This window comes from Vibrio sp. R10-SG-ISO4, assembly GCF_059834135.1.
The window spans coordinates 153,360-168,078 of sequence record NZ_JCBDHJ010000015.1; the positions used below are offsets into that span (position 1 = coordinate 153,360).

Annotated in this window: 13 protein-coding genes; 9 read left to right on the forward strand and 4 right to left on the reverse strand. The window is 51.7% G+C overall.

Annotated features, from left to right (window positions below; translation table 11 throughout):
- Positions 1-321 precede the first annotated feature (321 nt).
- The 7 genes from AC6R03_RS09455 (at position 322) to AC6R03_RS09485 (ending at position 9,571) form a co-directional block, all read left to right on the forward strand.
- Positions 322-1,029, forward strand: coding sequence for a GntR family transcriptional regulator (locus AC6R03_RS09455; protein ID WP_500629923.1), 708 nt, complete (start codon positions 322-324; stop codon positions 1,027-1,029).
- An 11-nt stretch (positions 1,030-1,040) separates the two neighbouring features.
- Positions 1,041-1,934 carry a methylisocitrate lyase gene (prpB, locus tag AC6R03_RS09460; protein WP_334550470.1) on the forward strand — a complete coding sequence of 298 codons (894 nt, stop codon included), beginning with the start codon at positions 1,041-1,043 and terminating at the stop codon, positions 1,932-1,934.
- 157 nt (positions 1,935-2,091) lie between these two features.
- Entirely contained in the window at positions 2,092-3,240 is a 1,149-nt protein-coding gene (gene prpC, locus AC6R03_RS09465; protein WP_500632218.1) for a bifunctional 2-methylcitrate synthase/citrate synthase, read from the forward strand.
- A gap of 23 nt (positions 3,241-3,263) precedes the next feature.
- Positions 3,264-5,855, forward strand: coding sequence for a Fe/S-dependent 2-methylisocitrate dehydratase AcnD (acnD, locus tag AC6R03_RS09470; protein ID WP_500632219.1), 2,592 nt, complete (start codon positions 3,264-3,266; stop codon positions 5,853-5,855).
- Positions 5,856-5,865: 10 nt separating this feature from the next.
- On the forward strand, positions 5,866-7,050 hold the full coding sequence (gene prpF / locus AC6R03_RS09475) for a 2-methylaconitate cis-trans isomerase PrpF (protein WP_500632220.1): 1,185 nt from the start codon (positions 5,866-5,868) through the stop codon (positions 7,048-7,050).
- Between the two features lie 40 nt (positions 7,051-7,090).
- A complete protein-coding gene (locus tag AC6R03_RS09480; protein ID WP_500632063.1) occupies positions 7,091-8,968 on the forward strand; it encodes a propionyl-CoA synthetase in 1,878 nt (625 codons plus the stop codon).
- 129 nt (positions 8,969-9,097) lie between these two features.
- Positions 9,098-9,571, forward strand: coding sequence for a GNAT family N-acetyltransferase (locus tag AC6R03_RS09485; RefSeq protein WP_500629124.1), 474 nt, complete (start codon positions 9,098-9,100; stop codon positions 9,569-9,571).
- Between the two features lie 70 nt (positions 9,572-9,641).
- Here AC6R03_RS09485 and AC6R03_RS09490 read toward each other — a convergent pair whose 3' ends face one another.
- Positions 9,642-10,457 carry a Cof-type HAD-IIB family hydrolase gene (locus AC6R03_RS09490; protein ID WP_500632064.1) on the reverse strand — a complete coding sequence of 272 codons (816 nt, stop codon included), beginning with the start codon at positions 10,455-10,457 and terminating at the stop codon, positions 9,642-9,644.
- Between the two features lie 151 nt (positions 10,458-10,608).
- Here AC6R03_RS09490 and queE point away from each other — a divergent pair, with 151 nt between their 5' ends.
- Entirely contained in the window at positions 10,609-11,277 is a 669-nt protein-coding gene (gene queE, locus AC6R03_RS09495; protein ID WP_500632065.1) for a 7-carboxy-7-deazaguanine synthase QueE, read from the forward strand.
- An 11-nt stretch (positions 11,278-11,288) separates the two neighbouring features.
- Complete coding sequence (gene queC, locus AC6R03_RS09500; protein ID WP_500632066.1) at positions 11,289-11,975, forward strand: 7-cyano-7-deazaguanine synthase QueC; 687 nt, start codon at positions 11,289-11,291, stop codon at positions 11,973-11,975.
- A 78-nt stretch (positions 11,976-12,053) separates the two neighbouring features.
- On the opposite strand, the gene AC6R03_RS09505 is transcribed toward queC, so the two are convergent.
- The 3 genes from AC6R03_RS09505 to AC6R03_RS09515 all read right to left on the reverse strand — a co-directional run bounded on the left by AC6R03_RS09505 (position 12,054) and on the right by AC6R03_RS09515 (position 14,434).
- On the reverse strand, positions 12,054-12,407 hold the full coding sequence (locus AC6R03_RS09505; protein WP_500629120.1) for a DUF2750 domain-containing protein: 354 nt from the start codon (positions 12,405-12,407) through the stop codon (positions 12,054-12,056).
- Between the two features lie 112 nt (positions 12,408-12,519).
- On the reverse strand, positions 12,520-13,128 hold the full coding sequence (locus AC6R03_RS09510; protein WP_500629119.1) for an OmpA family protein: 609 nt from the start codon (positions 13,126-13,128) through the stop codon (positions 12,520-12,522).
- Position 13,129: 1 nt separating this feature from the next.
- Positions 13,130-14,434, reverse strand: a complete 1,305-nt coding sequence (locus AC6R03_RS09515) for a TolC family outer membrane protein (protein WP_500629118.1) — start codon at positions 14,432-14,434, stop codon at positions 13,130-13,132.
- Positions 14,435-14,719: the final 285 nt, after the last annotated feature.

Genomic DNA, 14,719 nt, shown 5'->3' on the forward strand with positions numbered 1-14,719 from the left:
GATACCAGTACCTGCTTGTTGGATGCCTTAAGGTTAATGAGATGTTACAAGTCTGTCTGCGTTGCGCGTATAAAAATAATATTGGGCATAAAGCGAATTAAGTTCATAAAGTTCACGGGCGTCGATGGGGGGGTGTTCATTGCTTACTATTGTCGACAAAAAATGGAAGATTTGGCAGTAAAAATGGATTTCTACTTATACCTTAGTCTAAATTGTCGACAATGTGATTGATTGTCGACAATTTGAGCGTTATGGTGAAAACATCAACGAAGACCTCCAACACTCTGTGGAGGGCGTCACCCAGAAATGATCGAGAGACCGATGAACATCGCTAGAGAGTTTGAACTCGCCAACGGCCCAAGCAAAACGAAGCCAGCTACTGAAAATACCAAATCCCTGACACTCACCGAGAGCCTTGTCGAGGATATTGTCAGTGGTGCGATTGCCCCGGGCAGCAAAATATCGGAGCCAGAACTGGCGAAACGATTTAACGTTAGCCGCGGGCCTTTGCGTGAGGCGATTATGCGTCTTGAAGGGTTGGGATTGATAGAGCGTATCCCGCACGTCGGCGCGCGCGTGATCACCTTTTCACCGGAAAAACTGATTGAATTGTACGCAGTGCGCGAGGCGCTCGAAGGAATGGCGGCCAGATTAGCCGCGCGCCACATGACACCACAAGATATTGCCGGCCTTGAGCAACTGCTGAATGCTCACTCTCATCATATTGAAGAAGTGGAAGGCGCGTCCTACTTCCACCAACACGGCGATTTTGATTTCCACTACCGCATTATTAAAGCGAGTCGCAATCGACACCTTATCAATTTGCTGTGCAATGAGCTGTACCACTTATTGCGCATGTATCGCTACCAGTCTCCGCGCGCGCAATCGCGACCAAAAGAAGCGCTGGCGGAGCATCGACATATCCTCCAAGCGATTGCCAACCGTGACGAAGAGTTAGCGGAAATGCTGATGCGTCGCCACATCTCAGGCAGTCGCCTTTTGATTGAACAACAAATACTCACGGACTAGAGGAAGTGACTATGAGTCTCACGCCCGGAGCCAAGTTTCGGCTCGCCCTACAGCAAAATCATCCGCTCCAGATTGTCGGAACCATCAACCCTTATTGCGCCATGATGGCGAAGAACTTAGGTCATCAAGCCATATATCTATCTGGTGGAGGCATTGCTAACGCTTCGTATGGCTTACCAGATCTTGGCATCACGACATTGAATGATGTGCTAGTGGATGTTGACCGCATCACTAATGCGTGCGACCTGCCGCTGTTGGTGGATATCGATACCGGATTTGGCGGCGCATTTAATATTGGCCGCACCATCAAAGCGATGGAGAAGGCCGGTGCGGCAGCGGTGCACATGGAAGATCAAGTGGCGCAAAAACGCTGCGGTCACAGACCGAACAAGGCGATCGTTAGCCAAGAAGAGATGGTCGACCGAGTCAAAGCGGCGGTGGATGCGCGCAATGACGATCAATTTGTCATCATGGCGCGCACCGATGCGTTGGCCGTCGAAGGCATTGACCGTGCGATTGAGCGGGCGATTGCGTGTGTGGAAGCGGGTGCAGACATGATCTTCCCCGAAGCGATGACAGAGTTGGCGCAGTACCGACAGTTTTCCGCTGCGCTTGAAAGCGCCACGGGGAAAAAAGTGCCGATTCTGGCGAATATCACCGAATTTGGTCAAACGCCGCTCTACAGCTGTGAAGAGCTCGGCCAATCGAATGTCGACATGGTGCTCTATCCACTGAGCGCGTTTCGCGCGATGAACAAAGCGGCGGAAATGGTCTATCGCCATCTGCTTGAAGTGGGCAATCAAGAAGCGCTACTTGGCGAGATGCAGACCCGCAAAGAGCTCTACGCACACCTCAATTATCACGATTACGAGGACAAGCTCGACAGACTGTTTAGTGACCAATAACAACAGATCTTGAGTAACGAATAACAATAGTAATGCAAACAATAACGTGAAATCAGCGGGTTAAAGAGATCCAAACCTCTTGCCGTCAGCGCTTGAAGCAACAGTCGCTTAAGGGTGGGGGGGATTGGGCAAAGCTCGCAAGAAAAGGAGTTCTACCATGTCTCACACTGAGAATGATCTGAGCAAAAAACCGATTGGCGGCGCAGGATTGCGTGGTCAGAGTGCCGGCAGCACCGCACTGTGCACCGTTGGCAAAACAGGAACAGGGCTAACCTACCGTGGTTACGACATCACCGATTTGGCCAATAACGCCCAATTTGAAGAGGTGGCGTTTTTGTTGTTAAGAGGCCATTTACCCAATCAACAAGAGCTAGACAATTACAAGACGCGTCTGATTGGCCTACGCGGCCTTCCGAATGAGCTTAAGGCGGCGTTAGAGCTGATTCCTGCCAGCGCCCATCCGATGGATGTGATGCGCACCGGTTGCTCAATGCTTGGAAACCTAGAGCAAGAGATGAGTTTTGATCAGCAGCTCGATGCGACCGAGCGGATGTTGGCGCTCTTTCCCGCCATCATCTGCTATTGGTATCGCTTTAGCCATGATGGAGTGAGGATTGATACCCAAGACCAAAGCGAAGCCTGCATTGGGGGCTACTTCCTCAAACTGCTCACTGATAAAGCGCCGAGTGAACTTCATAAGCAGGTGATGCACTGCTCGCTCATTTTGTATGCAGAGCATGAGTTTAATGCCTCTACCTTTGCGTCCCGAGTGTGCGCTTCGACCTTATCTGATATCCACTCATGTATCACAGCGGCGATCGGTACTTTACGAGGACCGCTGCACGGCGGCGCCAATGAAGCCGCAATGGAGATGATTGAAGGCTGGATGACGCCCGATGAAGCGGAAGCCAACATCCTCACTATGTTGGCGAACAAAGACAAAATCATGGGATTCGGCCACGCCATTTATCGTGAAAGCGACCCGCGCAATGCGTTGATCAAACGCTGGTCAAAAGCACTCTCTCAAGCGGTGGGGGATACCCATCTCTATGCGGTTTCCGAACGGGTTGAAGCGGTCATGAAGCGAGAAAAAGGGCTGTTCTGTAACGCAGATTTCTTCCACGCATCGGCGTATCACTTTATGGATATTCCCACCAAACTGTTTACTCCCATTTTTGTGATGAGCCGTCTCACAGGTTGGGCAGCGCACGTGTTTGAGCAGCGCGCCAACAATCGCATTATTCGCCCAAGCGCCGACTACACAGGCCCCGAGCATCAGCAATGGGTTCCGATTGAGCAGCGTTAACGCCTAAGAGAGTGGATGTAAAGATGAATAGAGATTCAAAATACAGAAAGTCACTGCCCGGATTCGATGTCGATTATTTCGATGCTCGCGCGGCGGTGAATGCACTGTCGCCCGGTGCTTACGATGGTCTGCCTTACACGTCACGGGTTCTGGCGGAGCAGTTGGTGCGCCGCTGTGAGCCAGAGAGTCTTGATGCAGCGCTGCTGCAATTGATTGAGCGCAAGCGTGACTTGGACTTTCCTTGGTATCCGGCGCGCGTCGTGTGTCACGATATTCTAGGACAAACCGCCTTGGTGGATTTGGCAGGGCTGCGTGATGCGATTGCTCTGCAAGGTGGCGATCCTGCGAAAGTGAACCCAGTGGTCGAAACGCAGCTGATTGTTGACCACTCATTAGCGGTGGAACACGCGGGCTTTGATCCACAGGCGTTTGAGAAAAACCGCGCCATCGAAGAGCGGCGCAATGAAGATCGCTTCCACTTCATTGATTGGTGTAAAACCGCATTTGAAAACGTCAGCGTGATCCCTGCAGGCAACGGCATTATGCACCAGATCAATTTGGAAAAAATGTCGCCAGTGGTTCAAGTCAAGCAAGGCATTGCCTATCCGGATACTTGTGTCGGGACCGACAGCCACACGCCGCACGTTGATGCGCTTGGCGTGATTGCCATTGGTGTCGGCGGCCTTGAGGCAGAAACCGTCATGCTAGGACGGCCGTCGATGATGCGTTTGCCCAACATTATTGGTGTCAAGCTAAGCGGAAAACGCCAAAGTGGCATCACCGCGACAGATATCGTACTGGCGATCACCGAGTTTTTACGCGAGCAGCGTGTGGTCTCGGCCTATTTGGAGTTCTTTGGTGAAGGGGCGCGCGATTTGACGATTGGTGATCGCGCCACCATTTCCAACATGACGCCGGAATACGGGGCGACGGCAGGGATGTTCTACATCGATGAGCAGACCATTCAGTATCTAAAACTGACCGGCCGCGATGACAAGCAAGTGGCTTTAGTGGAAGCCTACGCGAAACAAACCGGACTTTGGGCGGATGCGCTCAGCGAGGCCCAGTATGAGCGTATGTTGGAGTTTGATCTCTCGAGTGTCACACGAAACCTCGCAGGCCCGTCTAATCCCCATCGCCGCTTACCAACGAGTGAGCTTGCCAATCGCGGTATCGCGCAGCCCCGAGGCACAGACACCGGCGAGCAAGGGCTGCCCGATGGCGCCGTGATTATTGCAGCGATCACCTCTTGTACCAACACTAGCAATCCGAGAAATGTAGTAGCGGCGGGGTTATTGGCGAAAAAAGCCAATCAGCTAGGGCTGGTGCGCAAGCCTTGGGTGAAGTCTTCATTTGCGCCCGGCTCGAAAGTCGCCAAGCTCTACTTGCAAGAAGCGGGGCTATTGTCAGAGCTGGAGCAGCTTGGCTTTGGCATCGTCGCTTACGCGTGTACCACCTGTAACGGAATGAGCGGCGCGCTCGATCCCACTATTGAGCAAGAGATTATCGAACGCGATCTGTATGCGACCGCGGTGCTGTCAGGCAATCGCAACTTTGACGGTCGTATCCACCCGTATGCCAAACAAGCGTTTCTTGCGTCTCCTCCGCTGGTGGTTGCCTACGCGCTGGCGGGTTCAATCCGCTTTGATATTGAGCGCGATGTGCTCGGCCACAATGCCAACGGTGAACCTATCTATCTGAAAGATCTCTGGCCAAGTGATGAAGAGATCGATCAAGTGGTGGCTCAGCACGTGAAACCTGATCAGTTTAAGCAGGTTTACATTCAAATGTTCAAATTGGATGAGGAGCAACAGGCATCCAACCCACTCTATGATTGGCGCCCGATGAGTACTTATATTCGCCGTCCACCCTATTGGGAAGGGGCGTTGGCAGGTGAGCGCACCTTGAAAGGGATGCGTCCTCTGGCGGTATTGGGTGACAACATTACCACCGATCACTTATCGCCCTCCAATGCGATTTTGGCCAGCAGCGCAGCGGGCGAGTATTTAGCCAGTATGGGCGTACCAGAAGAGGATTTTAACTCCTACGCCACGCACCGCGGCGACCACCTGACGGCGCAACGGGCCACATTCGCGAACCCCAAATTGTTCAACGAGATGGTGAAACAGGGCGGCGATGTGGTGCAAGGCTCACTGGCACGCATTGAACCCGAAGGCAAAGTGGTGCGAATGTGGGAAGCGATCGAAACCTACATGGCGCGCAAACAGCCGCTGCTCATTGTTGCAGGGGCCGACTACGGCCAAGGCTCTTCTCGAGATTGGGCGGCAAAAGGCGTTCGATTAGCCGGGGTTGAAGCCATTGTTGCGGAAGGTTTTGAGCGTATCCATCGCACCAATCTTGTTGGGATGGGCGTATTACCGCTGGAATTTAAAACGGGCGTCACGCGCCATACGCTTGAGATAGATGGCTCAGAGACCTACGACGTAGTGGGTGACATTGCGCCTGGTGCCGACTTGGCGCTGATCATTACCCGCGCCAATGGTGAAACGATTGATGTCGCGGTGACGTGCCGTTTAGATACCGCCGATGAAGTCTCTGTTTATCAAGCAGGCGGTGTTTTGCAGCGCTTTGCTCAAGACTTTTTAGCGCAGTAGGAGGCTGGCAATGAACGATGTGATTCGCGTTCCCGCGACCTACATGCGTGGTGGAACCAGTAAAGGGGTCTTTTTCAGGTTGGAAGATTTGCCTACTCAGGCACAAACTCCCGGTCCTGAGCGTGATGCGCTATTGATGCGCGTGATTGGCAGCCCTGATCCTTATGGGAAACAGATGGATGGCATGGGCGGAGCGACATCCAGCACCTCCAAAACCGTGATAGTGAGCCCGAGCACGCGTGACGATCACGACGTGGACTATCTGTTTGGTCAGGTGGCGATAGGGCAAGCGTTTGTCGACTGGAGCGGAAACTGCGGCAACCTCTCTGCTGCGGTCGGCCCTTTTGCCATCCACGCGGGTTATCTGCCTGCTGAGCGCGTTCCCCACAATGGCGTTGCCAAGGTGCGGGTTTGGCAAGCCAATATCGAAAAAACCATCGTAGTGCATGTGCCGATCGTTGAAGGGAAAGTACAAGAAATGGGCAGTTTTATGCTCGATGGGGTCACGTTTCCTGCCGCAGAAATCCGCGTCGATTTTGTCGACCCCTCGGGCAGTGATAGTTCGCTGTTTCCAACTGGGCAAGTCGCGGAAGTGTTTGACGTGCCCGGAGTGGGGGCACTCACGGCGACCTTTATCAGTGCGGGGATTCCGACCGTGTTTCTCAATGCGTGCGAACTGGGCTTAACCGGCAGCGAACTTCAGCCGGCGATTAACGGCGATCCTGAATTGCTGGATAAGCTTGAGACCATACGCGCTCACGGCGCGCTTAGGATGGGGCTGATAGAGGACCTCTCAGAGGCTGCGACTCGCCAGCACACGCCGAAGCTCGCGTTTGTGGCACCGCCTAATACTTATCACACATCAAGTGCAAGTGTGGTTGAGGCGGGCGATATTGATCTTTTGGTCAGGGCGATGTCGATGGGACAGTTGCACCACGCCATGATGGGCACCGCAGCGGTGGCTATCGCTGGGGCGGCGTGCGTACCGGGCACGCTGGTCAATCAAGCGGCGGGCGGCGGCGAGCGTGACCAAGTCACCTTTGGTCATCCGTCTGGCACCTTAACCGTCGGCGCAAAAGTCGATGAGCAAGGTGGGCAATGGTGCGCTCGGCAAGTCAGTATGGGCCGCAGCGCAAGAATTTTGATGGAGGGCGTTGTGCGTGTTCCCTCCGATGTCTTTCACTCTGTTCAATAACCAGAGTGCCAATAGCTAAAGACAGTCTGGAGGAAGCAGCATGTCTGAGTATCAAAAGCAGTATCAATGGGCAAAAGAATCGCCAGAGCAGTTCTGGCAAGCACAAGCCGAAGCGATTGATTGGTTTGAAAAACCAACCACGATATTAGCTGAGGATGACAACGGGATTGAACGCTGGTTTCCTGACGGTGTGATGAACACCTGCTGGCTCGCGCTCGATTACCATTGTGAGCAGGGACGCGGCGCTAAGACGGCGCTGATTTATGACTCCCCCGTCATAGGAACCAAAAAGCGCTATACCTATCAAGGTCTGCGTGATCAAGTGGCTAAAATTGCAGGAATGCTCAGCGCGAAAGGCGTCACCAAAGGCGATCGCGTTGTCATCTACATGCCGATGATCCCAGAGGCCGCCATGGCGATGCTGGCGTGTGCTCGGCTGGGTGCGATTCATTCGGTGGTGTTTGGCGGATTTGCTCCTAACGAGCTCGCGGTGCGCATCGAAGATGCCGAGCCGAAGGTGGTCATGACGGCTTCCTGCGGCATCGAAATCAATAAAGTGATTGAGTACAAACCGATGGTCGATAAGGCGATCATGGATAGCCGCTGGAAACCGGAAGCGGTGTTTGTGTTGCAGCGTGAACAGTGCCAAGCAGCACTCACACACGAGCGAGATGTCGATTGGCACCAGGCGTTTGAGGCGGCGCTGCCTCATGCCTGTGTGCCTGTATTGGCAACCGATCCGCTTTATATCTTGTACACATCTGGTACGACAGGCAAACCCAAAGGGGTGGTGCGCGATAATGGCGGCCACGCGGTAGCGATGAAGTATTCAATGAGCGCCATCTACAACGTGCCGCAAGAAGGCGTGTACTGGGCGGCATCGGATGTTGGCTGGGTGGTCGGTCACTCTTATATTGTCTATGCGCCGCTGCTTCATGGTTGCACCACCATTTTGTTTGAGGGCAAGCCGGTGAGGACGCCCGATCCCGGTGCTTTCTGGCGCGTGTGTCAAGAGTATCAAGTGGATGTGCTGTTTTCTGCGCCGACGGCGTTTCGAGCCATCAAGAAAGAGGATCCGCAAGGGGAGTTTCTACGCCAGTACGATTTGTCCAAACTGCAGACGATTTTTATGGCCGGCGAGCGGCTTGACCCGCCCACACTAGAGTGGGTTGAACAGCAAACGGGTAAGCCTGTGATCGATCACTGGTGGCAAACCGAAACGGGCTGGGCGATTGCAGGTAATCCGATTGGGATTGAAGCGATGCCCGTCAAAGCCGGTTCGGCAACCAAGCCTATCCCGGGCTATCAAGTCGACATCTTGGATGAGTTAGGGGAGATCGCAGCGCCTGGTCAGCAAGGCTTTGTGGCCCTTAAACGGCCTCTGCCGCCAAGCTGTCTACCGACGGTGTGGCGCAATCATGACCGATTTGAGTCCGGCTATTTGAGTCAATTTCCTGGCTACTACGTTTCAGGGGACGGCGGTTATCTTGATGAGGAGGGCTACTTGTTCATCATGGGGCGGATTGATGATGTGATTAACGTGGCGGGTCATCGCCTTTCCACGGGCGAGATGGAGGAGATTGTCGGTGCGCATCCCGCGATTGCAGAGTGCGCGGTGGTCGGAATTCATGATGATTTGAAAGGGCAACTGCCCCTCGGTTTTGTAGTGCTAAAAGATGGTGTGAAGATTGATTCACTGGAGCTCGAAGGTGAACTGATTGGCAAAGTGCGTGATGAGATTGGCGCGGTGGCGTGCTTTAAACACGCGCTGGTCGTGGAGCGCCTACCCAAGACGCGCTCTGGTAAAATCTTGCGCCGCACCATTCGTCAAATCGCCGATGGTGAAAAGTATACAGTCCCATCGACCATTGATGACCCAACCAGCCTAGATGAAATCATGAAAGCGCTGAACTCTTAACCCGTCATTCTGCGCGCCATCCGCTCGTTATTGGGGCGGCGCGCAGGTTATCGTCAATAATCCTTTGCAACGCTTGCAATCGCGCAGTTTGCGACCCAAACTAATGCTTTACCGTAAAACCGCCTCAGCATGAAGATTCGCAGCGCCATCGCGCAAGACCTCGATACCCTCAACGAATTGATGTTTCAGCTCCATGATGAGCATCATCAACAGTCGCCGGACTATTTCAAATCTGCCGAAGAGATAGAGCAAGAGAAGAGTATTGCGCGTTATCTCGATAACCCTGAATGCTTGGTTTTGGTAGCGTTGGATGTATCAAGCCAACAGATTGTCGGCTTTGTGTCTGGTCACTTTTGTGAACTGATTTCTACCGTTAGCCAACCGTTGCAAATGGGATCACTGGATGAGTTGTACGTGTTGCCCACCTATCGCCAACAAGGTGTGGCTCAACAGTTGTGTGATGAGATGGCGCATCGATTTGAGCAATATGGTGTCGAAGAGATGTTTGTTGAAGTGTGGCAGTTCAACCAAAGTGCCTTAGCTCTCTATGACCGATTGGGGTTTGAGCCTCATATCCATTGGTTGAAGAAGACACTGAAATAACCGTTTTGGTCATGCGATAAAAAGTAATGAGGCCGTCACACGGCCTCATTGATTGGGTTGCGCTTACCGCTTAGTTATCGGCGTTGAGCACAAACTGCTCAATCACTAAGGCAACGCCATCGTCGTTATTACTCGCGGTGATGTGATTGGCGATGGCTTTGGTGCCTTCCATCGCGTTTTCCATCGCTACGCCTAACCCAGCGTATTCGAGCATGTGGTGATCATTCTCCGCATCGCCCATACAGATCACGGCATCAGCCTCAATACCGAGGTGCTGGGCAATCGCGCCGACGCCGACGCCTTTGTTACTCTGCTGGCTCAAAAACTCCAGGAAGAAGGGGGCACTTTGCACTATGGTGAAATCGCCGTGAAAATCAGCGGGAATATCACCGATAGCTTGGGTGAGCTTCTCTGGCGCACCCACGATCATCGCTTTGATGATTTCATGGTCGTCATGCAACTCGTCAAAATCCATCAAGGTGACAGGAATTTTGTTGATGGTGGATTCGATACCCGTGAACTCATTCATCTCTGGCGTGATAAGGCCCAGCTCACTGCTGAATGCGTGACAATATAGGTCAAGCTGCTTTGCTAGCGCAGCAACACGTTTTGCACTCGCCCCATCAATGATCGCTTGGTGAATGACCGTATCACTGCCGAGCTCTTTCACCATAGAGCCGTTAAAGTAGACAACAAACTCGCCGTCAGCATAGAGGCCAAGTTCTTCAATCGCACCACGCATTCCATCGATTGGGCGGCCAGAGGCAAGCACGACCTTAACGCCTTGTTCACGAGCCTTGGCAATGGCTTGTTTGGTGCGAGGGCTTATAGTTTTATCACTGGTGAGCAGGGTGCCATCCATATCCAGTGCGATCAATTTGTACATAACGGGCATCTTAAATTTGCAAAAACAAAGTCTCGCAGAATAATCCTTCATCGCTTAATGATCAATTTATGATTTAGTTGACCTAAACGCCGAGCTCCTTTATGGTCTCGCCCTTGCAAAATGATTAGATGACAAATTGGGCTGATTAACCTTGTATAAAGTGAATGAATTGTTTGAAACCATCCAGGGTGAAGGGGTCTTTACAGGGGTTCCTTCGGTGTTTGTGCGCTTGCAAGAGTGTCCTGTCGGATGCGCTTGGTGTGATACCAAACAGACCTGGGCTGCGACGCCACAAGACGAAACCTCGTTTAAACAGATCATGGTCAAGCAAGGCGATTCACCCACTTGGTGCCGCGCAGACGCGAGTGCGATCGTTGAACAATATGTCGCTCAAGGTTATCAAGCCAAACATGTCGTGATCACGGGAGGCGAACCTTGTCTTTATGACTTAACGCCTTTGACCCAAGCGTTTGAAGCGATCGGTTGTCAGTGCCAAATTGAGACCAGCGGCACTTATGAGGTGCTTGCAACAGAATTAACATGGGTGACAGTGTCACCAAAAATCGCCATGAAAGGTAAGCTTCCGGTGCTGGATAGCGCGCTGCTTCGCGCCAATGAAATCAAACACCCGGTTGGCACACAAAAAGACATCGATCAGCTGGATGCTTTGCTAAGCCGTGCGAAGGTGCCCAGTCGCACCACCATTGCATTGCAACCGATCAGTCAAAAGCCGCGTGCGACACAACTCTGTATTGATACTTGTATCTCGCGCAACTGGCGGTTATCTATTCAGACGCACAAGTATTTGAGTATTGCTTAAAGGAATTGAAGATGAAGAAAGCGGTCGTCGTATTTAGCGGAGGACAAGACTCCACTACCTGTTTGGTTCAAGCACTGCAAGAGTACGATGAAGTGCACGCGATAACCTTTGATTATGGCCAGCGCCACAAACTTGAAATTGAGGTGGCACAAAGCCTAGCGAAAGAGCTTGGTGTCGCAGCGCACAAAGTCATGGATGTGGGTCTTCTCAATGAGTTAGCGATTAGCTCGCTAACGCGCGATGACATCCCGGTGTCTCATGAACTGCAAGAGAACGGTTTGCCGAACTCTTTTGTGCCTGGACGCAACATCTTGTTTCTCACCCTTGCGGGCATCTACGCCTATCAGATTGGCGCCGAGGCGGTCATCACCGGAGTCTGTGAAACTGACTTTTCAGGTTATCCAGATTGCCGAGATGAGTTTGTTAAAGCAATGAACAGCGCCTTGGTGAAAGGGATGGACCGACAACTAGAGATTCTGACCCCACTGATGTGGCTCAATAAAGCGCAAACGTGGGCACTGGCAGATCAATATCAAGCACTCTCTCTTATCAAAGAGAAAACTCTGACGTGTTACAACGGTATCATCGGGGACGGCTGCGGTGCCTGTCCTTCGTGTGATTTGCGTAGAGCGGGCCTTGACGCCTATCTCGACAACAAAGAGGTGGTTATGGCAGAGCTTGCAGAGAAGCAGCGCTAACCAATTTTTGTGAAATACAAAACGCCCTGCAAGTGCAGGGCGTTAATGTTTTTACAGGAACACCTGATGGCAAAGCGCTTACGCGAGGTAAAGCTTAGCGAGATCAGAAGGCTCAACTTCCTTGCCTTCCAATTGTGCGTTCCAGTTGGTGCCGATGAGCACGCCGTCTTCTGCGAGCGTCAATAGCCAATCTTCAACAAAGATATCCAGAGGGATCTCTAGGACTTCAAAGTCTGCCCACTCTTCAACGTTATGCGCTTGAGCATCCTCTTTTGAGGACCAAAACGGCATCACTTCGCTGTTCTCAAATTCTGAAGAGTCGCAAGATAGCCAACCTTCTTCGTTACGCATGCCCCAAACCAGTTTGCTCTGTTGCGTTTCTGCGACGAATAGTTCCAAGTTAGCTTGGATATCTGATGTTAATTTGCTCATTGTAAAGCTCTCTTAAAGTAGTTCGGCTGTAGGGTAGCACTCTGGACCAAGAAGCGAAACTCCTGTGCGACGTTTCTGCCATCAAGTTGCAGCAAAACTGACGCACAAGGCGTTATTTCGGAATCGTGGTAAAGATCGTCCACTCTTCTTTGACGTGACCTTTATGCCCAACCACACTGGCAACGACTTTTCTGTTCATGGCATGTGAGACTTCGTCTTCACCCGTGTCAGAGACGTTGTCACCAAAACCCACAACGCGAATTCGGCTCGGTGTTACCCCATAGCCAACCAGCGCCTGGCGTACCTCTTCTGCACGTTGCTTCGACAGCGCGAGATTGTGTTCAGAGTTGCCAGTTTTACTGGCAAATCCCTGCAACTCAATCGAGGTTTCAGGGTATTGGTCAAGAAACGCAGCCATCGATTCTATTTGTGGGTAAAACGGTGTCGCGATTTCAGTAGAGTTGTTATCGAACAAAATATGCAAACTTAACGCCTGCGAGGTTTTGACGAAGGTGCCACAGCCATCATTATCGATGTCCGCTTTTTCAGGCGTACCCGGGCAGAGATCGCGCGCATTGACCACGCCGTCATTGTCGTCGTCTTCGAGATCGGCGATTTGGATGGGTTTTGGGGGTTGAATATAGTCAAACTCATCGTCAGATAATACCGACGTTGAAAGTGTGGCACACGATAGGATAAGGGCAAAAATTGAGACTTTCATATTAGTATTCTACAGCTTGGTTCCATGGCTCTGGGGTGTTGACTCTAAGGGCGGATAGTAGGTTGCCAGTGGCGTTCATCACTCGATATTTGGCGTACTGCTCATCGTATTTCGCATCGAGATAGTCTTTGCGGGCTTCAAACAGCTCGTTCTCCGTGTTGAGCAAGTCGAGGAGTGTACGTTTGCCCAGTCGGTATTGTTTGTTGTAAGCAATGACCGTCTGTGAGGCGGAGTCAACATGATCAGCCAGAAACTCTTTTTGCTGTAAGGTAAGGTCCAGCGCGCTCCATGAGAGACGTAAACTCTCCTCAACTGAGCGGAATGTGCGGTCACGGAAATCTTTGGCTTTATTTAGCTGATACGCTGCGCTTTCAGTGCGATCTGCATCCGATCCGCCATTGTATAGGTTATAGCGCATACGCAGCATGGCGGAGAACTCCTCCGCAGAACCTTCGTAGCCGCCAGCGTCGTCGCGCCACGTCTGATTGGCTTCAATGGACAGCGTAGGGAAGTTGACGCCTTTGGTCTGCTCATATTGAAAGCGTGCTGAATCGACATCCGCTTGCGCGACTTTGATGACGGGATGAGTCTCGTAAGCTTTGTTGAGCGCTTCGTCTAACGTATAAGGAATAGCCGTCTGATCGGCACGAGGAAAAGTCAAACCTTGAGGTGATTGACCCACCACGCGCTGAAATTGAGTGTGGGTATCGAACAAATTGTTCTGAGCGGCCAGCAAGTTTCCGTGAGCTTTCGCTATACGAGCTTCAACTTGGGTCAAATCGGCTGTCGAACCAATACCGGACTCGACGCGTCTTTTAATATCACGGTAGATCTCTTTATGAATGGCGAGGTTGCTCTCGGAAAGTTGCAGAACTTCGAATGCCTTGACCGCGTCTAAATAGATGTCCGCTACTTCAAGCGCCATGTCTTGCGCTTCTGCCAACAATTGAAAACGCACCGACTCTGCGTCTGCCGCCGTGCGGTCCATATCGTTCAGGGTTGATGAACCATCCCACAATAACTGGGTAAGAGACAGAGTCGCTTCTTTGCGGTTGAGGTCATTTTCAACCCCGGTTGCGAGATCAACGGCTTCGTAGCCAATGCCTGCATCGAGATCGATTGACGGCAAATAGGCCCCGGACGCGGCTTCGGCGTCATAGACTTTGCTCATGAATTCGTTAAACGATGCTTTGATGTCAGGATTGGTCGTTAAGGTATAAGCGACCGCTTGTTCGAGTGTTTGACTATGAGCTGGACAGCTAAGAGCTACCAAGCAGCCCACCACTTTCAACGTGTTCCAATTCAACTTTCATTCTCCATGAGATACAACGAGCGGGCATGATAGCGAACACCCACGTCTCATAAATGAGATTAAACCATTTATGGTGTCAATGAGCTAGCACTTTACGGTGATTGTGACTAACGTAGGCTAACATTTATATAACCTTTAAAGTTGCAACAGAATTCGGAGCCTGGACCTAGTCAATTTTGTTAATTTATCGATACGACGTTTCAGTTTAAGTGCGATAAAAATGGGATCTTGGTTCATGTTTATAAAAGTTGTGACCTGCCGCTTGTATCTAAAATGTTG

Coding starts and splice junctions, on each gene's coding strand:
- queC (WP_500632066.1), top strand. CDS start 11,289: ATGAAGAAAGCGGTCGTCGTATTTAGCGGAGGACAAGACTCCACTACC.
- acnD (WP_500632219.1), top strand. CDS start 3,264: ATGAATAGAGATTCAAAATACAGAAAGTCACTGCCCGGATTCGATGTC.
- prpB (WP_334550470.1), top strand. CDS start 1,041: ATGAGTCTCACGCCCGGAGCCAAGTTTCGGCTCGCCCTACAGCAAAAT.
- AC6R03_RS09485 (WP_500629124.1), top strand. CDS start 9,098: ATGAAGATTCGCAGCGCCATCGCGCAAGACCTCGATACCCTCAACGAA.
- AC6R03_RS09455 (WP_500629923.1), top strand. CDS start 322: ATGAACATCGCTAGAGAGTTTGAACTCGCCAACGGCCCAAGCAAAACG.
- AC6R03_RS09510 (WP_500629119.1), bottom strand. CDS start 13,128: ATGAAAGTCTCAATTTTTGCCCTTATCCTATCGTGTGCCACACTTTCA.
- prpF (WP_500632220.1), top strand. CDS start 5,866: ATGAACGATGTGATTCGCGTTCCCGCGACCTACATGCGTGGTGGAACC.
- AC6R03_RS09490 (WP_500632064.1), bottom strand. CDS start 10,457: ATGTACAAATTGATCGCACTGGATATGGATGGCACCCTGCTCACCAGT.
- AC6R03_RS09480 (WP_500632063.1), top strand. CDS start 7,091: ATGTCTGAGTATCAAAAGCAGTATCAATGGGCAAAAGAATCGCCAGAG.
- prpC (WP_500632218.1), top strand. CDS start 2,092: ATGTCTCACACTGAGAATGATCTGAGCAAAAAACCGATTGGCGGCGCA.
- AC6R03_RS09505 (WP_500629120.1), bottom strand. CDS start 12,407: ATGAGCAAATTAACATCAGATATCCAAGCTAACTTGGAACTATTCGTC.